Annotated in this window: 21 protein-coding genes; 18 read left to right on the top strand and 3 right to left on the bottom strand. The window is 71.3% G+C overall.

Annotated elements, in window-relative coordinates; translation table 11 throughout:
• Positions 1 to 11: 11 nt before the first annotated feature.
• The 13 genes from hrcA (at position 12) to PT931_RS19290 (ending at position 13,371) form a co-directional block, all read left to right on the top strand.
• Positions 12 to 1,043, top strand: a complete 1,032-nt coding sequence (hrcA, locus tag PT931_RS19350) for a heat-inducible transcriptional repressor HrcA (RefSeq protein WP_363728864.1) — start codon at positions 12 to 14, stop codon at positions 1,041 to 1,043.
• A 12-nt stretch (positions 1,044 to 1,055) separates the two neighbouring features.
• Complete coding sequence (gene dnaJ, locus PT931_RS19345; RefSeq protein WP_363728863.1) at positions 1,056 to 2,174, top strand: molecular chaperone DnaJ; 1,119 nt, start codon at positions 1,056 to 1,058, stop codon at positions 2,172 to 2,174.
• A gap of 164 nt (positions 2,175 to 2,338) precedes the next feature.
• The gene (locus PT931_RS19340; RefSeq protein WP_456247136.1) at positions 2,339 to 3,043 is read left to right on the top strand and encodes a 16S rRNA (uracil(1498)-N(3))-methyltransferase; all 705 of its coding nucleotides are present in this window, start codon (positions 2,339 to 2,341) and stop codon (positions 3,041 to 3,043) included.
• Positions 3,044 to 3,127: 84 nt separating this feature from the next.
• On the top strand, positions 3,128 to 3,466 hold the full coding sequence (locus PT931_RS19335; RefSeq protein WP_456247135.1) for a histidine triad nucleotide-binding protein: 339 nt from the start codon (positions 3,128 to 3,130) through the stop codon (positions 3,464 to 3,466).
• A gap of 48 nt (positions 3,467 to 3,514) precedes the next feature.
• Positions 3,515 to 4,861 carry a serine hydrolase domain-containing protein gene (locus PT931_RS19330; protein WP_456247134.1) on the top strand — a complete coding sequence of 449 codons (1,347 nt, stop codon included), beginning with the start codon at positions 3,515 to 3,517 and terminating at the stop codon, positions 4,859 to 4,861.
• A gap of 124 nt (positions 4,862 to 4,985) precedes the next feature.
• Positions 4,986 to 6,020: a PhoH family protein gene (locus PT931_RS19325; RefSeq protein ID WP_456247133.1), complete on the top strand. Its 1,035-nt coding sequence runs from the start codon at positions 4,986 to 4,988 to the stop codon at positions 6,018 to 6,020.
• A gap of 22 nt (positions 6,021 to 6,042) precedes the next feature.
• Positions 6,043 to 6,510, top strand: a complete 468-nt coding sequence (gene ybeY, locus PT931_RS19320; RefSeq protein ID WP_456247132.1) for an rRNA maturation RNase YbeY — start codon at positions 6,043 to 6,045, stop codon at positions 6,508 to 6,510.
• The gene (locus PT931_RS19315; RefSeq protein WP_456247131.1) at positions 6,489 to 7,775 is read left to right on the top strand and encodes a hemolysin family protein; all 1,287 of its coding nucleotides are present in this window, start codon (positions 6,489 to 6,491) and stop codon (positions 7,773 to 7,775) included. Before ybeY ends, PT931_RS19315 begins: the two co-directional genes overlap by 22 nt.
• Positions 7,768 to 8,100: a cytidine deaminase gene (locus PT931_RS19310; protein ID WP_456247130.1), complete on the top strand. Its 333-nt coding sequence runs from the start codon at positions 7,768 to 7,770 to the stop codon at positions 8,098 to 8,100. The genes PT931_RS19315 and PT931_RS19310 overlap by 8 nt, the downstream gene beginning before the upstream one ends.
• A 404-nt stretch (positions 8,101 to 8,504) precedes the next feature.
• Positions 8,505 to 9,398, top strand: a complete 894-nt coding sequence (gene era / locus PT931_RS19305; RefSeq protein WP_456247391.1) for a GTPase Era — start codon at positions 8,505 to 8,507, stop codon at positions 9,396 to 9,398.
• Between the two features lie 154 nt (positions 9,399 to 9,552).
• Positions 9,553 to 10,026, top strand: a complete 474-nt coding sequence (locus PT931_RS19300; protein WP_456247129.1) for a hypothetical protein — start codon at positions 9,553 to 9,555, stop codon at positions 10,024 to 10,026.
• A gap of 182 nt (positions 10,027 to 10,208) precedes the next feature.
• The gene (locus PT931_RS19295) at positions 10,209 to 12,728 is read left to right on the top strand and encodes a tetratricopeptide repeat protein (protein ID WP_456247128.1); all 2,520 of its coding nucleotides are present in this window, start codon (positions 10,209 to 10,211) and stop codon (positions 12,726 to 12,728) included.
• Positions 12,729 to 12,837: 109 nt separating this feature from the next.
• Complete coding sequence (locus tag PT931_RS19290) at positions 12,838 to 13,371, top strand: AAA family ATPase (protein ID WP_456247127.1); 534 nt, start codon at positions 12,838 to 12,840, stop codon at positions 13,369 to 13,371.
• Here PT931_RS19290 and PT931_RS19285 read toward each other — a convergent pair.
• A complete protein-coding gene (locus PT931_RS19285; RefSeq protein WP_456247126.1) occupies positions 13,368 to 13,562 on the bottom strand; it encodes a hypothetical protein in 195 nt (64 codons plus the stop codon). The genes PT931_RS19290 and PT931_RS19285 overlap by 4 nt on opposite strands.
• A 269-nt stretch (positions 13,563 to 13,831) precedes the next feature.
• Between PT931_RS19285 and PT931_RS19280 the strand changes: the two genes are divergently transcribed.
• Together PT931_RS19280 and PT931_RS19275 are read left to right on the top strand one after the other, a co-directional pair.
• The gene (locus tag PT931_RS19280) at positions 13,832 to 14,275 is read left to right on the top strand and encodes an HNH endonuclease (protein ID WP_363728851.1); all 444 of its coding nucleotides are present in this window, start codon (positions 13,832 to 13,834) and stop codon (positions 14,273 to 14,275) included.
• A gap of 50 nt (positions 14,276 to 14,325) precedes the next feature.
• On the top strand, positions 14,326 to 14,814 hold the full coding sequence (locus PT931_RS19275; protein ID WP_456247125.1) for an N-acetyltransferase family protein: 489 nt from the start codon (positions 14,326 to 14,328) through the stop codon (positions 14,812 to 14,814).
• A gap of 24 nt (positions 14,815 to 14,838) precedes the next feature.
• Here PT931_RS19275 and PT931_RS19270 read toward each other — a convergent pair whose 3' ends face one another.
• Positions 14,839 to 15,516 carry a hypothetical protein gene (locus PT931_RS19270; RefSeq protein ID WP_456247124.1) on the bottom strand — a complete coding sequence of 226 codons (678 nt, stop codon included), beginning with the start codon at positions 15,514 to 15,516 and terminating at the stop codon, positions 14,839 to 14,841.
• 132 nt (positions 15,517 to 15,648) lie between these two features.
• On the bottom strand, positions 15,649 to 16,341 hold the full coding sequence (locus tag PT931_RS19265) for a hypothetical protein (RefSeq protein WP_456247123.1): 693 nt from the start codon (positions 16,339 to 16,341) through the stop codon (positions 15,649 to 15,651).
• Between the two features lie 133 nt (positions 16,342 to 16,474).
• Here PT931_RS19265 and recO point away from each other — a divergent pair, with 133 nt between their 5' ends.
• The 3 genes from recO (at position 16,475) to PT931_RS19250 (ending at position 20,660) form a co-directional block, all read left to right on the top strand.
• Positions 16,475 to 17,386, top strand: coding sequence for a DNA repair protein RecO (recO, locus tag PT931_RS19260; protein WP_456247122.1), 912 nt, complete (start codon positions 16,475 to 16,477; stop codon positions 17,384 to 17,386).
• A complete protein-coding gene (locus tag PT931_RS19255; protein ID WP_456247121.1) occupies positions 17,383 to 18,171 on the top strand; it encodes an isoprenyl transferase in 789 nt (262 codons plus the stop codon). Before recO ends, PT931_RS19255 begins: the two co-directional genes overlap by 4 nt.
• 80 nt (positions 18,172 to 18,251) lie before the next feature.
• The gene (locus PT931_RS19250; RefSeq protein WP_456247120.1) at positions 18,252 to 20,660 is read left to right on the top strand and encodes a penicillin-binding protein; all 2,409 of its coding nucleotides are present in this window, start codon (positions 18,252 to 18,254) and stop codon (positions 20,658 to 20,660) included.
• Positions 20,661 to 20,698 lie beyond the last annotated feature (38 nt).

Genomic DNA, 20,698 nt, shown 5'->3' with positions numbered 1-20,698 from the left:
AGGTGATGGGCGTGCCGATGGACGAGCGGAAACTGGACGTTCTGCGCGCGATTGTCGAGGACTACGTCGCCACCCAGGAGCCGGTGGGCAGCAAGGCGCTGGTGGAACGGCACAACCTGCGGGTGTCCTCCGCCACCGTGCGCAACGACATGGCCGTCCTCGAGGAGGAGGGGTACATCCGCCAGCCGCACACCAGCGCCGGCCGGGTGCCCACCGACAAGGGATACCGGCTGTTCGTCGACAAGCTCAGCCGGATCAAGCCGATGAGCCCGGCGGAGAAGCGGGCCATCCAGCGCTTCCTCGACGGCTCCGTCGACCTGGACGACGTGGTCCACCGGTCCGTGCGGCTGCTCGCGCAGCTGACCCGGCAGGTCGCCGTCGTGCAGTACCCGTCGCTGACCCGCAGTTCCGTGCGCCATCTGGAACTCATCGCGGTCAGTACCACCCGGATCATGCTCGTCATGATCACGGACACCGGCCGGGTCGAGCAGCGGCTGTGCGAGCTGCCGGGCCCGACCGACGAAGAGTCGATCATGGCGCTCCGCCGGCAGATCAACGAGAAGCTCGTCGGGAAGAAACTGATCGACACGCCGACCCTGGTGCAGGCTCTGGTGGAAGAGGTGCGTTTCGACCTCCGCCCCGCGATGATCAGTCTGTCGACCGTTCTCCTGGAGACCCTGGTCGAACGTGGCGAGGAGCGCCTGGCCCTCGCCGGCACCGTGAACCTGACCCGCAGCGCGCTGGACTTCCCCGGCTCGCTGATGCCGATTCTCGAAGCCATCGAGGAGGAGGTCGTGCTGCTCAAGCTGATCGGCGAGACCGACTCCTCCAGCATGGTGCGCGTCCTGATCGGCGACGAGAACGAGTTCGTCGATCTCCGCTCCACCTCGGTGGTCTCCACCGGTTACGGCCCCGGCACGACAGCCGTCGGCGGCCTCGGGGTCCTCGGCCCCACCCGGATGGACTACCCCTCGACCATGGCCACCGTCCGCGCGGTGGCCCGTTATGTCGGCGAGATTCTCGCCCAGAACTCCCAAAACTGAGTTAGGACGACAGTGGCCAAGGACTACTACGCGATCCTGGGCGTGAGCCGGGACGCCAGCCAGGACGAGTTGAAGAAGGCGTACCGGAAACTGGCCCGCCAGTTCCACCCGGACGTCAACCCGGCCCCAGAGGCGCAGGAGCAGTTCAAGGACATCAGCGCGGCGTACGAGGTCCTGTCCGACCCGCAGAAGCGCCAGATGGTCGACCTCGGCGGCGACCCCCTGGCGCCCAACGGCGGCGGCATGCCCCCCGGCGGCAGCCCCTTCGTCGGCTTCCAGGACATCATGGACGCCTTCTTCGGCAACTCGGCCGGCCGTGGCCCGCGCTCGCGCGTGCGCGCGGGAGCGGACGCGGTCCTGCGCCTCGAACTGGACCTGCACGAGACCGCGTTCGGCCTGGAGGCCCCGCTCACCGTCGACACGGCCATCGTCTGCGCCACGTGCGACGGCGGCGGTTGCGCGGCCGGCACCACCCCGGTGACCTGCGACGTCTGCCAGGGCCGCGGCGAGGTGCAGAGCGTGCAGCGCACGTTCCTCGGCCAGGTCGTCACCGCCCGCCCGTGCGCCGCGTGCCAGGGCTTCGGCAGCGTCATCCCCAACCCGTGCGCCACCTGCAACGGCGACGGCCGGGTCCGGTCCCGGCGCAACCTGACCGTGAAGATCCCGGGCGGCGTCGAGGACGGCATGCGGATCCGGCTCTCCGGCCAGGGCGAGGTCGGCCCCGGCGGCGGTCCGGCCGGCGACCTGTACGTGGAGATCCACGAGCGCCGGCACGAGGTGTACACCCGCAAGGGCGACGACCTGCACTGCACCGTGTCCGTGCCGATGACGGCGGCGGCGCTCGGCACCCAGCTGACCATCAAGACGCTGGACAGCGAGGAGCTGATCGACATCCGGCCCGGCACCCAGCCGGGGAGCAACCTGCGGCTGCGCGGCAAGGGCGTCCCGCACCTGCGCGGCAACGGCCGGGGCGACATCTACGTGCACCTGGACGTGAAGACGCCCACCAAGCTCGACGGCGACTCCGAGCGGCTGCTACGGGAGTTCGCGCGGTCCCGGGGCGAGGAACTGGTCGAGGTGACCAAGCAGGGCGGCGGGTTCTTCTCCCGCGTGAAGGACGCGCTCAAGTAGCCGTCCACCTGGCTGATCGGGCCCGGGTGACCCTCAGGGGGCACCCGGGCCCGTTGCGTCGGTGCGGGCGCGGCCGGCGGGTTATTCTCGCGGGTGGTCGCGGGGCACCCCGGACGGCCCGCGGGCGCCCGGGTGGGCGGCCGGCCCGAGTGCGAGGAGTGCGCGTGAGTCTGGCCTTGTTCTGGGTCGCGGAGCTGCCGGCCGGCGACCGGTTCACCCTGGACGGCCCCGAGGGCCGGCACGCCGCCGACGTCCAGCGGCTCCGGGTCGGCGAGCGGCTGCTGCTGGGTGACGGCGCGGGGGCCACCGCCGAGTGCGTCGTGGTCGACGTCGCGAAGGGCAGTCTCGGGGTACGGCTGGAGGAGCGGTTCCACACCGCCCCCGCCGACCCCCGGCTCGTCGTGGTCCAGGGCCTGCCCAAGGGCGAGCGGGCCGAGTTGGCCGTCCAGGCGATGACCGAGGTCGGCGTCGACGAGATCGTGCCCTGGCAGGCGTCCCGGTCGATCACGCACTGGAAGGGCGAGCGGGCCCAGAAGTCCCTGGAGAAGTGGCGGGCGGTGGCCCGGGAGGCGGCCAAGCAGTCCCGGCGGGCCTGGTTCCCCACGGTCTCCGAGCTGAGGACCACGGCGCAGGTGACGCCCACGTTCGTCCTGCACGAGGAGGCCGACGTCGCGCTGTCCACGGTGCCGCTGCCGGCCGGGGACATCACCCTGGTGGTCGGGCCGGAGGGCGGCATCGACTCCAACGAGGTGCTCGACTTCGCCGACCGGGGCGCGATCCCCGTCCGGCTCGGCCCGAACGTGCTGCGCACCTCCACGGCCGGGGTGGCCGCGCTCTCGGTGCTGTCGGCGCGCCTCGGGCGCTGGTAACCGGGGACAGCCGCCGCGTACCCGTCAGCGGTTGAACGCTCTAGACCTTCGCTCGCGGCCAAGTGGCCGGTCTATCCTGTCCGCGTGACTGATACCTGCCTGTTCTGTCGGATCGTCCGGGGTGAGCTGCCCGCCACCGTCGTGCTCGACACCGCCCGCGTGCTGGCCTTCCGCGACATCTCCCCGCAGGCCCCCACGCACGTGGTGGTCGTGCCGAAGGCGCACTACGACAACGCCGTCGAGCTGGCCGCCGCCGACCCGGCCCTCATGGGCGAGCTGGTCGCCGCCGCCGGGGAGGTCGCGAAGACCGACGGGCGCGACTCCGTGCGGCTGGTGACCAACATCGGCGCCGAGGCCGGTCAGACCGTGTTCCACGTCCACCTGCACGTGCTCGGCGGGCGCGCGCTCGGCCGGCTCGGCTGAGATCTGACCGTTATCGGGGCGCGCCCGGCGGCTGATAGCGTCGCCGGCATGAAGGAGCTGGAGCGGCGGGTCCGCGGTGCGCAGGCGGAGGGCCGGGTTCCGGCGGTGCAGGCGGCGGTGGTGCGCGCCGACCGTCCCGACTGGGCGTTCACGGTGGGCGGTTCGGGGACGGACCGGCCGCTCGACGACGCGAGCCAGTTCCGGATCGGCTCGGTGACCAAGACGTTCACGGCCGTCCTGGCGTTGCAGGCCCGCGACGCCGGCCTGCTCGACCTCGACGACCCGGTGGGCAAGCACCTGCGGCTGGCCGCGCACGGCGAGCACACGTTCCGCCGGCTGCTCAGCCACACCTCCGGCATCCAGCGCGAACCCGACGGCGACGTCTGGGACAGCCTGCGGGTCCCCGGCACCGCGGCCCTGCTCGCCGAGCTGCACCGGGCCGAGCAGGTGCTGCCGTCCGCCCGCCGGTTCCACTACTCGAACCTGGGCCTCGCCCTGGTCGGCCAGGCCGTGGCGGCCCTGCGCGGCGGTACGTGGGAGGAGGTCCTCACCGACCTCGTCCTCACCCCCCTGGGCCTGACCTCCGTCACCAGCGAGCCGACGGAGGTGGCGGTGACCGGCTACCAGGTCGACGCGTACTCCGACCACGCCCGCGTCGAGCCCCGCCTGGAGTGCGGCGGGATCGCGCCGGCCGCCCAGCTGTGGGGTACGGCCCGCGACCTCGCCCGGTGGGCGGCGTTCCTGACCGACCCGGCGAGCGTCGACCCGACGGGCGCGGTGCTGGCCGAGGCGACCCTGGAGGAGGCGCGCTGGCCGGTCACGACCAACGACGCCGAGGTCTGGGGCGCGGCGTTCGGGCTCGGGCTGATCATGGTGCCGCAGGCCGACCGGGTGGTGCACGTGGGCCACGACGGGGCGATGCCGGGCTTCCTGGCCGCCGCGTACGGGCGGCGCGGTCCGGGCAGCCCGCGGGGCATGGGCGCGGCCGTGCTCGGCTCCTCGGGCAACGGGGCCGTGGTGCTGGACCTCACCCACGACCTGCTCGGCGCGTCGGTGGAGCACGACCCGGTCGACGTGACGCCGTGGGCGCCGGGCGGGTCCGTACCCGACGAGTTCCGCTCTGTCCTGGGTCGTTGGTGGGGCGAGGGCTTCGAGCACATCTTCCGCTGGGAGGACGGCCACCTGGTCGCCCGCGCGGCCGGCCTGCCCGCGGACCGCGCCCCGGCGGTGTTCGAGCCGCAGGCGGCGGACGTGCTGCGCACCGTGTCGGGCCGCGAGGTCGGCGAGCTGCTCCGCCTGACCCGCGACGCGTCGGGCACGGTCGTCGGCCTGCACTGGGCGACGTACCGGTTCAGCCGTGACCAGCAGGCCTTCGACGGGGGCTCTTTTTCCTGACCGGCGCGAAAATCATGCGGGCCGCCCGGGGGTTCTCCCGATACCATGGGTGCATCAGCAGGCGGCCGGCGGTGTCGGCCCAGGGCAGGGAGAGCAGGTGGGACAGGCCCCTACGGGCCAACGTATGTCCGGAACACCCCCTACCGCGGCGCAGCGGGTTCAATCCAAGATCACCGTGAGCGACCCGAGCTGGATGGTGCAGCTGCTGGGTCCCCGTGACGAAATGCTCAAACTCGTGGAGAAGTCCCTGAAGAGCGACGTGCTCGTCCGGGGCAACGAGATCACCTTCACCGGCGAGGCCGCCGACAACGCCCTCGCCGAACGGGTCTTCACCGAGCTGCTGGAGCTCATCGAGAAAGGCGAGCCCTTGACGGCAGACGCTGTCCGCCGCACGGTCGGCATGATCGAGGGCGGCGGTGAGGAGCGGCCGGCGGAGGTGCTGACCCTCAACATCCTGTCCCGGCGCGGCAAGACCATCCGCCCCAAGACCCTGAACCAGAAGCGGTACGTGGACGCGATCGACGAGCACACCATCGTGTTCGGGATCGGCCCCGCCGGCACGGGCAAGACGTACCTGGCGATGGCCAAGGCCGTCCAGGCGCTCCAGGCCAAGCAGGTCACCCGGATCATCCTGACCCGCCCCGCCGTCGAGGCCGGTGAGCGCCTCGGCTTCCTGCCGGGCACGCTCTACGACAAGATCGACCCCTACCTGCGCCCGCTGTACGACGCGCTGCACGACATGATCGACCCCGAGTCGATCCCGCGTCTGATGGCGAACGGCACGATCGAGGTCGCCCCCCTGGCGTACATGCGCGGCCGGACGCTCAACGACGCGTTCGTCGTCCTCGACGAGGCGCAGAACACCACGCCCGAGCAGATGAAGATGTTCCTCACCCGGCTCGGCTTCGGCTCCAAGATCGTGGTCACGGGCGACGTCACCCAGGTCGACCTCCCCAACGGGACGAACAGCGGTCTGCGGGTCGTCCGGGAGATCCTGGAAGGCGTGGAGGACGTGCACTTCGCCCAGCTCGCGAGCTCCGACGTGGTACGCCATAGGCTGGTCGGCGACATCGTCGACGCGTACGCCAAGTGGGACGACGCGCGACAGGAAGCCCGGCCGCACCCGCTGCCCAACCGGCAGCAGGGGCGTCGGCGCTAGACAAGCAGGAGTCAGAACACACGTGTCCATCGAGATCGCGAACGAGTCCGGCGTCGAGACCGCCACGGACCCGATCCTCGCCGTGGCCAGGTACGCCCTCGACGAGATGGGGATCAACCCGCTCGCGGAGCTGTCGATCCTGCTCGTCGAGGTCGAGTACATGGCGGAACTGAACCAACGGTGGATGGGCGGTGACGGCCCGACCGACGTGCTCGCGTTCCCCATGGACGAGATGACCGTCGACCGCGGCCCCGGCAACGGCACCGAACACGACGAGCCGGCACTGCTCGGGGACATCGTGCTGTGCCCGGAGGTCGCGGCCACCCAGGCCAAGACCGCCGGGCACTCCACCGACGACGAGCTGCACATGCTCACCGTGCACGGCGTGCTGCACCTGCTGGGCTACGACCACGCCGAGCCGGACGAGGAGCGCGAGATGTTCGGGCTCCAGGGCAAGCTGCTCACCGGATGGCGGGCGAGCACGGCCTGATGCCCGACACAACCCTGCTGGCCGTCGCGGTCACGCTGGTGCTCTTCGCTGGAGTCTTCGCGGCCGTCGACGCGGCCATCACGGTGTCCTCACCGGCCCGGAGCGGCGAGCTCGCCCGGGCCGGGGTCCGGGGCGCGCGCTCACTGGAGATCATCGCCGGCGACAAGCCGCACTACCTCAACCTGCTCCTCCTGCTCCGGCTCGCCTGCGAGCTGACGGCCACCACCCTCGTCGCGCTGGTCGCGATCGACACGTGGTCCGCCGGCTGGCAGGCCGCCACCGTCACGGCCGCCTCGATGACCGTGGTCAGCTTCGTGATCGTCGGGGTGGGGCCGAGGACCCTGGGCCGCCAGCACGCGTACCCGGTGGCGCTGGCCGTCGCCCCGTTCGTCCGCTGGATCGGCCGGGCGCTCGGCCCGCTGGCCCGGCTCCTGATCCTGATCGGCAACGCGGTCACCCCCGGCAAGGGGTTCCGCGAGGGCCCGTTCTCCACCGCCACCGAACTGCGCGAGATGGTCGACCTCGCCGAGGAACGCGGCACGGTCGACCACGACGAGCGCACGATGATCTACTCCGTGATCGAACTCGGCGACACCATCGCCCGCGAGGTCATGGTGCCCCGGACCGACATGGTGTGGATCGAGGAACGCAAGGCGCTCCGCCAGGCCATGGCCCTGGCCATCCGCAGCGGCTTCTCCCGGATCCCGGTGATCGGCGAGAGCATCGACGACGTGCTCGGTGTGATCTACCTCAAGGACATCATCCGCCGGCTGGAGAGCCCGGACCTGCCCGTGCGCGAGCTGATGCGCTCGGCCGAGTTCGTGCCCGAGTCCAAGCCCGTGGACGACCTGCTCCGCGAGATGCAGGCCGCCAGGATCCACATCGCGATCGTCGTGGACGAGTACGGCGGCACCGCCGGCCTGGTCACCATCGAGGACATCCTCGAGGAGATCGTGGGCGAGATCACCGACGAGTACGACGTCGAGCGCCCCCCGGTCGAGAAGCTCCCCGACGGCTCCCTGCGGGTCCTCGCCCGGCTCTCGATCGAGGACCTCGGCGAGATGTTCGGGATGGAGATCCCGGCCGAGGACGTGGAGACCGTGGGCGGCCTGCTCGCCCAGGCGCTGGGCCGGGTGCCGATCCCCGGAGCGCAGGCCGAGGTGGCCGGGCTAGAGCTCACCGCCGAGGGCACCGCCGGCCGGCGGAACAGGATCGATACCGTGGTGGTACGCCAAGTGACAGATGGGGAGGGTTCTGATGACTGAGCTGGACGCGGAGGACGGCAAGCTGGTGACGCTGGCCAGGTCGGCCAGGGCCCGGATCGGGGCCCCCGAGGGGGCGGCGGTCCGCGACGGCGACGGCCGGACGTACGCGGCGGCCACCGTCGCGCTGCCCAACCTCTCCCTGACCGCGCTCCAGGGCGCCGTGGCCCAGGCCGTGGCCGCCGGAGCCTCGAAGCTGGAGGCCGCCGCCGTGGTGACCGAGGGCTCCGTGGTCGACGGTGCCGGGCTGGCAGCCGTGCGCGACCTGTCCGCCGACGCCCCGCTGTACGTGGCGGACCCGTCCGGCGCCGTGATGGGGTCGGCGTGAGCAGGGCCGGCTCGAAGGGGTCCGGGCGGCACAAGCCCGAGAAGGACGACAAGCCGAAGCAGGAGGGCAAGGACTGGTACCCGTCGACCAAGCCGGTCTGGAAGCGGGGGCCCGGGGCCCGGGCGGCCGGGAACGCGGCCGCGCAGGCGGCGGGCGCCGACTCCGGGGCCCGGCGGACAGCGGGGCCGGCCAAGCCTGGGGCGTCCGACTCCCGTGACCAGGGTGGGCGCAAGCCGACCGGTGGCCGCGACGGGGCCGGTGCCCGCAGTGGCGGCAGGCCCCAGGGTGACCCGCGCCGCACGTCCGGCCCCGCCAAGCCGGTGCCCCGCGATCCGGGTCCGCAGCGCAGGGCCGGCGCCAAGCAGCTGCTCACCCCCAGCACGGGCGCGGGTGGCTCCGCCGGCATCGGCACGGAACGCGAGGACTTCCGGGCCGGGTTCGCCTGCTTCGTGGGCCGGCCCAACGCCGGGAAGTCCACGCTGACGAACGCCCTGGTCGGCGCCAAGATCGCGATCACGAGCAACAAGCCGCAGACCACCCGGCACATCATCCGGGGCGTCGTGCACCGGCCGGACGGCCAGCTCATCCTGGTCGACACCCCCGGCCTGCACCGGCCGCGCACCCTGCTGGGCGAGCGCCTCAACGACCTGGTCCGCCAGACGTGGAGCGAGGTCGACGTGATCGGCCTGTGCATCCCGGCGGACGAGGACATCGGCAAGGGCGACACGTTCATCACCAGCGAGATCAGCGAACTGAAGGCGACCATCATCGCGGTCGTCACCAAGACGGACCTGGTCACCAAGGAACGGCTGGCCGAACAGCTGCTGGCCGTGGCGGAGCTGGGCGCGTTCGCGGAGATCGTACCCGTATCAGCGGTTTCCGGGGAGCAGGTCGACGTGCTGCTCCAGGTCATGACCAAGCTGCTGCCCAAGTCCCCGCAGCTCTACCCGGACGACGCGCTCACCGACGAGCCGGAGAACGTGCTGATCGCCGAGCTGATCCGCGAGGCCGCGCTCGAGGGCGTCCGCGACGAGCTGCCGCACTCCATCGCGGTGATGGTCGAGGAGGTGCAGGTCGAGGACGGGGTGACCCGGATCTTCGCCGACCTGTACGTCGAGCGGCCCTCGCAGAAGGCCATCATCATCGGGCACAAGGGCAGCCGGCTGCGGGATGTGGGGGTGCGGTCCCGGGCGGAGATCGAGAAGCTGCTCGGTACCCGGATATTCCTGGATCTGCATATCCGGGTGGCCAAGGAGTGGCAGCGCGACCCGAAGCAGTTGCGCAAACTCGGCTTCTGAGCGGACGGGGCCGCTCCCACGGGCGGCGGCCCCGACCCGTCGGACGTCCCTCGCCGCCCCGAAAGACGGACATCGGACTGTTCGGCGGGTGACACCGCGACGATCGGCACGATACACCTGAACGGGTATCGCACCGTCCGGTCCAGGAGGAACTGTGCTCGAACAAGCTCTCATCGCGCTGGCTGCCGCAGGGGGAACCGCGCTCGCCGAAGCGGTGGCCACCGACGTGTGGACGGTGGCGAAGGCCGGCTTCGGAAAGGCGTTCGGCAGGGGCGGTCCGGGCGAGGCCGAGCGGGCTGAGCGCCGGTTGGCCGCGACGGACGCCGAGCTGGTTCCGCTGGACGGCCCGGAGCTGGAGCAGGCTCGGCGGGCCGCGGCCCAGACCTGGACCACTCGGCTCCGTGACCTGCTGGAGGAGAACCCGGAGGCCGCCGAGGACCTGAGGGCCGTCATCAAGGAACTGGCCGAGGCCCGACCGGGCACGGCCGGGGTCACGGCGGGCGACCACGGCCTCGCAGCGGGCGGCAACGTATCGGTGTCGGCCTCGAACGGCGGGGTGGCCGCCGGTGTGATCCACGGTGGAGTCACCATCGGAAACCCTCCGTCGCCGGGGGCGGCTCAGGGCTGACCGCACCCGGCGCAAGCCCGCAGCCCCAGATCACGGTCACCGGCCCCGCGCACTTCGCGTGGAACGGGGGCGTCGCGGCCGGGCACCTCGACGGTTCGGGCGGCTTCCAGCGCTCCTCCGACGGGTACGCGGCCCCTTCGCCCCACCACGGGGCCAATCTGGACGCCGACCTGCTCGCCGCCGTGGCCCCGCCGCTCTCCCTCCGGGACGCCTCGCGGCCACTGCACGGACGGGACGCCCTGCTCGCCGAGCTCGCCGACCTGCTGGAGCGGCCGGAGCACGGTGACCGGGTCCGCCTGCTGCACGGCCTGGGCGGTACCGGCAAGACTGCCCTGGCTCTGGAACTGGCCCGCCTGGCCAGGGGCACGGACGTCTGGTGGGTATCGGCCACCGACACCGCGTCGCTGACCTCCGGCATGCACTTCGTGGCCCGGCTGATCGGCATCGCGGAGGAGGAACTCCGACAGCAGGACACCTCCGACCTGCTCTGGCGCCGACTCAGCGCCCGGACCACACCCTGGCTGCTGATCGTCGACAACGCCGACCAGCCCGGCATCCTGGACGTCGAGGGGCGGCCGCTCGCCGAAGGCCGGGGCTGGGTGCGGCCGCTCGCCGGCGGCCCCGGTCTGGTCCTGGTCACCAGCCGGGAGGCCGACCACCGCAGGTGGGGGCCGTGGTGGGTGTGTCACAGGGTCGAGAAGCTCAGTCCGGCGGAGGGCGCGCACGTGCTCCTCGACCACGCCGACGACCGGTGTGGCGACCGGGCCGAGGCGGAGGCGCTGTCCGTGCGGCTGGGCGGCCTGCCGTTGGCTCTGCGCCTTGCCGGTTCCTACCTGGCCGACGCGGCCACCGATCCCTGGCCCGGCCCGGAGGCGGTGGAGACCTTCAGCGGTTTCCGGGCAGCCCTCGACGACGGCCGGGCGGACCTGCTCGCCGCCGGCGCGGACGACGAACAACGCCTCATCGACGGGATCTGGCACCTGTCCCTGCACCGGTTGGAACAGCGGGGACTGCCACTGGCCCGCCCGTTCCTGAAGCTGCTGGCCCAGTTCGCCGACGCACCCGTGCCCTACCGGCTCCTGCTCGACCGGGAACTGCTGACCGCGTCGCCGATATTCGCCCTGTTGGACCCCAACCAGGGCGGTGGGCTGCTCAAGAGCGCCGCACAGATGGACCTTCTCGAACTCCCGCGCCCCGCGACCGACGAGGACCCGCCGACCCTGCTGCTGCATCCACTGATGCGCGACGCCAGCCGGCGGTATGACGACCATGACAACAACGACGGGGGGTACCGGGACCTGGCCGCGCGCCTCCTGTGCCATGCCGTCCGGAAGGAGCCGGACGAGTCACCTCAGGATCCGCGCAACTGGCCCCTGTGGCGCGCGCTGGCTCCGCACGCTCTGCAGTCGCTGCGGGAACTCGCGGAAGAGGCGGCCGTCGACGGGGAACTTCTTGCGCGGGTGGCGCATGTGGTGGACCTGTGTGCCCGACAGAGCCTGGTACGCGGCACGGTCGAGGAGGCCGCGGAACAGTACGGCTCCATGTGGGCGGTCTGCCGGTCGTCGCTGGGCGCCGAGCATCCCGCGACGCTGTCGGCCCTGCACGGCAACGCGCTGATCCAGCTCTACCGGGGAAACTACCGGGCCGCGATGGAAGAGTTCGAGGCCGCGCTGGAAACACGACTCCGTGTGCTGGGCGCTGAGCATCCTGACACGCTGGCCACCCGGGGGAACGCGGCTCTCACCCACCATTTCCTGGGGCGGTATGCGGAGGCGCTCATCGAGCACCGGGCTGTCTTCGACATACGCAGGCGGGTGTTCGGTGAGGAACATCCTGAAACGTTGATCAGCCGCAGCAACGTCGCCAGTGCGCTGAGCAACCTGGGGCGGTATGCGGAGGCGCTGGTCGAGCATCGAGTCGTCCTGGAACTGCGCCGTCGGGTGTCGGGTGGCGAGCATCCTGAGACGTTGACCAGCTGGGGTCACTTCGCCAATGCGCTCGGGGCGGTGGGGCTCTACGCGGAGGCGTTCGTCGAGCATCGGGCTGTCCTGGAACTGCGCCGTCGGGTGTCGGGTGAGGAGCATCCCGACACGTTGATCAGCTTGGGGCACTTCGCCAACGCGCTGGGGGCCGTGGGGCGGCATTCGGAGGCGCTCGTCGAGCACCGGGCTGTTTTCGAACTGCGCCGCCGGGTTCTGGGTGGGGAGCATCCCGACACGCTGATCAGCCGCAACAACGTTGCCAGCGCCCTGGGCAACGTGGGTCGGCATTCGGAGGCGCTCGTCGAGCACCGGGTGGATTTGGAGATCTGCCGCCGGGTTCTGGGCGAGGAGCATCCCGACACCTTGACCAGCCGCAACAACTTCGCCATCGCCCTGAGCAACGGAGGTCGTCACGCAGAAGCGCTGGTTGAGCACCAAGCCGTCCTCGCCCTCCGTCGGACGCTCATCGGCGAGGAACACCCGTACACCCTGGCCTCGCGGATGAGCGAGGCGTTGGTCAACGCGAAAATGGGCTCGTTCGACCTGGCGATCAGACAGGCGCAGAGGACGGTTCCGATCCTGGAGCGGGTTCTCGGAAGCAGGCACCCGGAGACGGTGCGGGCCCAGAAGAACCTCCAGGCGTTCCGCAGGATGGCATCAGAGTCTGGCGCACGCAGTCTCACCCATGGTCCGGGTAAGCGGAAGAAGCGGAAGAAGTGAGGGGCCGCTGTCGAAGGGACCACTCGCGTGACGGCCGCGACGGCGATCGGGCGGGCCCCAGCAGGTAACCGGGTCGCTTCCGCAGGCGGGTCGCCCTAGGCTCGGCCGGATGCGCAGAGTCTCGATGGTGGGTACCCCCGGCTCGGGGAAGACGACCCTGGGCAGGGCGCTCGCGGAACGGCTCGGCGTGCCGTACCTGGAGCTGGATTCCGTTTTCCACCAGGCCGGATGGGAACCGTTGCCGGCCGACGAGCTGCGGGCCCGGGCCGCCGAGGTGGTCGCCGGGGACGGTTGGGTGATCGACGGGAACTACAGCGCGGTGCGGGAACTGGTCTGGGCGCGCGCCGACACCGTCGTGTGGTTCGACCGGCCGAAATGGCAGGTCATCTGGCGGGTGGTTCTTCGAAGCCTGCGCCGGACGGTCACCCGCGAGGTGTTGTGGAACGGCAACCGGGAGCTGCTGCGGGGCCTGCTGCCCGTCAACCGGGAGCATTCGGTGATCGCCTGGGCATGGGTCAAACACGCCGAATACCGCGAACGCTACCGGGCGGCGGCGGACAACCCGGGCGATCTCCGTTTCGTGCGGGTCGCCACGGACGCCGACGCCCGCGCCCTCCTGGAGTCGGCCACCCCTGACCGCTAGCCGGACGACCGGTCGGGCCCGCCGCAGGTGCACCGGCCCGGCACCCGGGTCAGCAGGCCCGTGCCGGCCCCGAGGTCCACCACCCGGAGCGGGCGGTCGCCGAGCAGCCAGCGGAGGGCCTCCGCCGGGTAGGAGGGGCGGTGGGAGTCGTAGTCGGCGGCGGCCGCGCCGAAGGAGAGTCGCTGGTCCACGTACCCATAAAAGCATTGCGACGCTGTTTCCGCCCGCCGTAGGGTTCTGTCCGTCACCCCGACAACCTGATCACAACGGAGACCGACATGTGGTGTATCTCGACGGAAGCCCGGCGCCCGATGGCGTGCGGCGCGACGGTCGCGGCTCTCCACGGTCTCCCCGAGCCGGGTCGGTGGCACGGCTAGCGTTCCGCTGGTCCCGCCGCCGCCCACCCCACCGGGGACGGGCGGCTTTTTCGTTCCCACCACAACACTCGAAGGAGGACGCGGTGAACGCCGTACTCGTCATCAACGCCGACCTCGGACCCCTGCACCGTGTCTCCCTCAAGCACGCGGTGCGGATGCTCTGCCGCAGAGTGGCCGAGGTCCACGAGGCCGAGCCCGACCAGCGGATCGGGGTCTTCCCCGTGCCGAAGGTCGTCCGGCTCGTGCACTACGTGGTGACCCGCTGGCGCCGGGGCCGCGGGCCCTCCTGGTCCCGGGCGGGCGTGCTCACCCGCGACAACCGCCGCTGCGGGTACTGCGGGAAGGCCGCCAGCACCATCGACCACATCCTGCCCCGGTCCCGGGGTGGGCAGAACCACTGGGAGAACACCGTCGCCGCCTGCTCGGCGTGCAACGGCCGAAAGGGCGACCGGACTCCCTCCGAAGCGCGCATGCCCCTGCTGGTGACCCCGAGGGTCCCGCTGTGGGCATCGTTCCACGCGCGCTGACCGGGCCGGCGGGGATACGGGGCCCCGCCGGCCCCCTTACTCTGGAGGACATGATCATCAGGGAAGCGAACGACGGGGACTGGCCGGCGATCTGGCCCTTCATGCGCGGGATCATCGTGGCGGGGGAGACCTACACCTACGACCGGGACACCCCCGAGGACCGGGCCCGGTCCATGTGGATGCTGGGCGCGCCGGCCCGCACGGTGGTGGCGGTGGACGAGACCGGAACCGTCATGGGTACCGCGAAGATGAACCCCAACCACATGGGCGGCGCCTCGCACATCGCGAGCGCGAGCTTCATGGTCGATCCGGCGTTCTCCGGTCGCGGGGTGGGGCGGGCGCTCGGGGCGTACGTGCTGGACTGGGCCCGGGGCGAGGGGTACCGCGCGATGCAGTTCAACGCGGTCGTCTCCACCAACGTCCGGGCGGTGGGGCTGTGGCAGTCCCTCGGCTTCGAGATCCTGGGCACCCTCCCGGAGGGCTTCCTGCACCCGACGCACGGCTATGTGGGGCTGCACATCATGCACCGGGCCCTGTAGGTCAGCCCTGGTTGCCGGGGCCCGTCACACCTTCGCCAGCTGCGCGGCCGCTTTCGGCGCGAGGCTCGACACGAGCCGCCACGCGTCCGCCTCGGTGAGGTTCACGACGCCGACGCAGGCGACGACTCCCCAGTTCGTCTCCCGGCCGAAGTAGATCGTGCAGTCGACCAGTGGGGTGTCATCGTCCGCGAGCGTCCACCGGGTGCAGTATCCGAACGACTGCGTGATGCCGGAAGAGGCCGCCACCTGGTGTTCCGACAGGAAGTCGTAGACGATGCCCTGGCCGCCGACATTGCGGCACTGCCCGGTCACCTTGGTGCGGATCTCGGCGAGCACTTCCGCCGCGGTCAGCTTCTCGTAGCCGAAGACGGCGCTGTGCACACCACCGAGGTCTCCCTCCCAGGAGCGTTGGAATGTCGCGGTGAGCCGGGAGTTGGACTTCATGTCCTTGGTGGGATCACAGTTCGCCAGCGGTGAGCCCACGAACGTGTTGCTGGGCGAGAGCTTCGACGGAACGCCCGCCTCGTTGGGGGCGTTCTCCGGCAGTACGGCGGCGGCCAGGCGTTCGTGCTGCTCGGCGCGGGACGGTGTGGGGCTCGACGACACCGGGGCGCCGCTGCCGTGGGTCGGGCGGGGCGCCGGATCCTTGGTCCCGGCCGGGCCGCCGCACCCGGCCAGACACGCCAGAGCGGCCGTTGTCACGAGGATCGACCGTAGTCGCATGTTCCGCCCGTTTCGTTGAGCCCGGCCGAGGGGCCGGGTCGTTCGGGCCATGAGTTTGGCACGTCCCGGGGTGGCCGGCAACGTGCGGAGTCCACCCCGGCAGCGGGTCGTTCAGGCGGCCACCAGGCGGGCGGCCGCCGCCGGGGCGACCGAGGAGGCGAGTTGCCACGCCGCGGTCTCGGTCCCCGCGTGGACCACGACGCACGTGAGCACCCCCCAGCCCATCTCCCGCCCGAAGTACACGGAGCACTGGGCCTGGGGCGTGGGGAAGCCCTCGTAGGTCACCTTGGTGCAGTACGAATAGGACATCGTGATGCCGGGCAGCTCCACCAGCTGGCGTTCCCGGAGGAACTCGTGCTTCACGCTGGCCCCGGCCGCGTTCCGGCAGTCCCCGCTGACCCGGGCCCTGACCTCGGCCAGCACCTCGGCGGCCGTCAGCTTCTCGTAGCCGAAGACGCCGTTGTCCAGGCTCAGTTCGCTGCCGCCGCCCTGCCAGCCGCGTTGCAGGGTGCTGGTCAGCTGGGCGTCGGACTTCAGGTCCTTGCCCGGGTCGCAGTCGTTGAGCGGCGAGCCGGTGAACGCCGTACCCGTCTGGAGTTTCGTCGGTCCGCCCTCCTTGCCCGGGGCGTCCTCCGGCAGCAGGATCGCGGCCAGGCGCTTGCCCTGCTGGTCGCGGGCCGCGGCGGCGCTGGCCGACGTGCCCGGGTCGGCCTTGGCCGGGGGCTTGTCGGAGCCGCCGCACCCGGACGCGCCGAACACGCAGCCGAGTATGACGGCGACTGCGGCGAGTCGGGTGAGTTTCATACTGACCTCCACGGCTTGTCCGGTTTCCGCGCCCAACCTATCCGCCCACCGCCACCCCGGGAAGATCCAGCAGACCCGGCATCTGGGTACCGCCGGTCCGGGGCGTGTCGGAGGGGGCGGGCACAATGGGGGCGTGGCGCAGGGGTATCGGAGTCGGCTGTTCCGGGATGACGGGGTTGTGCTCCGTGTCCAGAAGCTCGGCGAGTCCGATCGGATCGTGACGGTGCTGACCCGGCGGACGGGGCGGATCCGGGCCGTGGCGCGCGGGGTGCGGCGGACGAGTTCGAAGTTCGGGGCGCGGCTGGAGCCGTTCGGGCATGTGGAGTTCCAGTTCGCCGAGGGGCGCAACGGGCTGCACACGGTGTCGCAGGTGGAGGCCGTGGAGCTGTACGCGGCGAAGATCGCCCAGGACTATCCGGCGTACACGGCGGCGAGTGCGGTGTGTGAGACGGCCGAGCGGCTGACGCCCGAGGAGGGCGAGGTGGCGCTGCGGCTGTTCCAGTTGACGTTGGGGGCGCTGCGGGCGCTGGCGGGGCGGGAGCACGCCTCCCCGCTCGTACTCGACGCCTATTTCCTGCGGGCCATGACGACGGCGGGGTGGGCTCCGGCGCTGGTGGAGTGTGCGGTGTGCGCGACGCCCGGGCCGCACCGGGCGTTCAGTGTGGCCTCCGGCGGGTCGGTGTGTTCGTCGTGCCAGCCGCCCGGGGCCGCCCGGCCGGCCCCGGCGACCCTCGGCCTGATGTCGGCGTTGAACACCGGTGACTGGAAGCTCGCGGACGCCAGCGATGTGGCGAATCGGCGGGAGGCCAGTGGACTTGTGGCGGCGCATCTGCAGTGGCACCTGGAGCGCGCGTTACGCTCCTTGCCGCTGGTCGACCGCACCGCGAACGACCGCGCGACGACCGACCGGGCCATGACCGACCAAGCCATGACCGACCCCGTCCGGGGCGCCGCGACCCCCGCGGGCCGCACGGCGCCCGACCCGGTCCGCGTCGTGACCGCCGCGGACCAACCCGTCCACAGCCTGACGAAGGAGCGAGCGTGACCTACCGCGCCCCCACCCCGCACCCGTCCGGGGTGCGTCCGCCGGCCCTGCCCAAGGACGCGGTCCCCAAGCACGTCGCCGTCATCATGGACGGCAACGGTCGGTGGGCCAAGCAGCGCGGGCTGCCCCGCACGGCGGGTCACGAGCAGGGCGAGACCTCGCTGTTCGACGTGATCGAGGGCGCGCTGGAGTTGGGCGTGAAGAACGTCAGCGCGTGGGCGTTCTCGACGGAGAACTGGAAGCGGTCGCCGGAGGAGGTGCGCTTCCTGATGGGCTTCAACCGGGACGTGATCCGCCGCCGCCGCGACGAGCTGAACGAGATGGGCGTGCGGGTCCGGTGGGCCGGGCGGCGACCGAAGCTGTGGGCGAGCGTCATCAAGGAGCTGGAGGTCGCGGAGGAGCTGTCGAAGAAGAACGACAAGCTCACGCTCCAGTTCTGCGTGAACTACGGCGGCAAGCCGGAGGTGACCGACGCGGTGACCCGGATCGCGCAGGAGGTCGCGGCGGGCCGGCTCAAGCCCGACAAGATCACTGAGAAGACGATTCAGAAGTACCTGTACTGTCCGGACATTCCCGACGTGGACCTGGTGCTGCGGTCCTCGGGCGAGCAGCGGCTGTCGGGCTTCATGATCTGGCAGGCGGCGTACGCGGAGTTCGTCTCCCTCGACGTCCTCTGGCCGGACTTCGACCGCCGCCACCTGTGGTACGCGTGTGAGCTGTTCGCCCAGCGTGACCGCCGGTTCGGTGGGGCGATTCCGAACCCCGTGGCCCCTGCGACCCTTTAGCGGCTTTTGTACCATGTGATGGTCGTCCCGCTTCCGGTTCCGTGGTCGCCGGGGCGGGACTTCCGTGTAAATGTCGGTGGGTGAAGTCGCGCAGCAAGCTTTCGAAGGCATTGACCCTGCTCATGGTGGGTGGGATCGCCGCCGCCGTGTTCACGGTGGTCGTGCTGCCGGCCGCCCTGGTCGCGGGGCTGGCCACCCAGGTGCTGGGCGGCGAGTACAACGACCTGCCGGGGACGTTGAAGAACCCGCCGACCCCGCAGAGCAGCTACGTCTACGCCTCCGACGGCAAGACGCTGATCACGTCGTTCTACGACCAGAACCGGCGCGACGTCACCCTCGACGAGATCCCGCAGGTCATGCGGGACGCGATCGTCTCCGCCGAGGACAACCGGTTCTACGAGCACCACGGGGTCGACGCCAAGGGCGTGCTCCGGGCCCTGGTCAGCAACGTGACCTCGGGCGGGGTGGCGCAGGGCGCGTCGACGCTGACGATGCAGTACATCCGGAATGTTCTGCTCTACACGGCGGACTCCAAGGAGGGCCAGAAGGCGGCCACCGAGGTGACGACCGACCGCAAGATCAAGGAGATGAGCTACGCGCTCGCCCTGGAGAAGGAGATCGACAAGAACGAGATCCTGCGCCGGTACCTGAACATCGCCTACTTCGGCAACGGCGCGTACGGGGTGTACTCGGCCAGCCAGGCGTACTTCTCCAAGGAACCCAAGGATCTCACCGTCGAGCAGGCCGCCCTGCTCGCCGGCCTCGTCCAGGCCCCCGGTGACTACGACCCGGTGAGGAACAAGGACGCGGCCGTCGACCGGCGCAACTGGATCCTGAAGAAGATGGTCGAGCTGAAGTACGCCGACCCGGCCGCCGGGGCCGCCGCCCAGGCCTCGCCGATCGCGCTGAAGCTCAAGCCGGCCCCCGACGACTGCCTGTCGCGCGGCGAGGGCTCCAACGGCTGGGGCTTCTTCTGCGGGTACTTCAAGAAGTGGTGGCTCGAACAGCCCGCCTTCGGTGCGACCGCGCAGGAACGCGAGGCGAAACTCCAGCGCGGCGGCTACACGATCGTCACCTCGCTCGACCCGGCCGTGCAGAAGGCGTCCGAGCAGGCCATCGCCGAGCAGATCAAGAAGGACAGCCCGTTCGCGCTGGGCGTGGCGACCGTCGAGCCCGGTACCGGCCGGATCCGGTCCATGGCCGTCAACCGCAACTACTCCAACGACGCCTCCCGGAACGGGAAGAACACGGGCGGCCCCGGTCAGGGCAGCTACCCGAACACCACGGTGCCGCTGATCGCCGGTGGCGACGCCGCCCCGGGCTTCCAGGCCGGCTCGACGTTCAAGATGTTCACCATGCTCGCGGCCCTGGAGGCCGGGATGCCGCTGAACACGACGTTCGACGCGCCCAACAAGTACAAGAGCAAGTACCCGGCGGCGCCCGGGCCGGCGACCTGCGAGGGGAAGTACTGCCCGAGCAACGCCGACCCGTCGATGGCCGGCCGGCGCGCCATGTGGGACGCGTTCGGGCGCTCGGTGAACACGTACTTCGTCTGGCTCGAGGAGCAGGTCGGGGCCGACAAGGCCGTCGAGATGGCGAAGAAGCTGGGCATCACGTTCCGGGGCGACGACAAGAAGATCGCGGACAACCAGGAGGCGGCCAGCAACTGGGGCGCGTTCACCCTGGGCGTCGCGACCACGTCGCCGCTGGACCTGGCGAACGCGTACGCGACGATCGCGGCCGAGGGCACCTACTGCAAGCCGCTGCCGGTCAACTCGATCACCGACGCCGGCGGGGCGGTCGTCGACGTCGCCGAGCCGCAGTGCAAGCGGGTCTTCGAGCCCGACGTGGCCCGCGCGGCCACCGACGCCGCCCGGTGCACGGTGGGGGACAAGTCGGCGTTCGGCAGGTGTGACGGGAGCACCGCCGGTGGGCTGCGCAACGTCGTCGGCCGTTCGCTGGCCGGCAAGACCGGGTCGTCCGAGCGGAACGAGACCGAGTCGTTCGCCGGGTTCACGCCCGGGCTCGCCGCCGCCGGGATCGCCGGGGACCCCGACAGCCCGCGCAACGCCATCGGGGCCTCCTTCGCCAACAACGTCAACATGGCCGTGGCGAAGACCCTCAAGGCCGGAGCCGGGTACGCGCCGGGCAAGGACTTCGTCGCCCCCGACCGCAAGGTGGCCTTCGGGGACGAGGTGCGGGTCCCCGACGTGCGCGGCCGCAGCGTGGCCGAGGCGACGGCACAGCTCCGCGGGGCCGGGTTCTCCGTGACCGTGGCGCCGAACAGGATCAGCTCGGAGTACCCGGCGGGGCAGGTCGGGGACGTGTACCCGACCGGGAGCGCGCCGAAGGGGTCCACGATCACCCTGTACGTGAGCGAGGGGCCGGTGCCGCCGGTGGATCCCACGCCGAGTACCGGGACGAGCGCGGAGCCCACGGGGCGGCCCACCGGGCGACCGGTGCCCACGCCTACCAAGCGGCGGTTCTAGGGGTGGTCCGGCCTGGGGCCGCGCGGAGCGCGGCCCCC

Source organism: Longispora urticae (assembly GCF_053902585.1).
The sequence above is the reverse complement of the archived record's forward strand: the minus strand, read 5'-3'. Positions and strand labels throughout refer to the sequence as shown.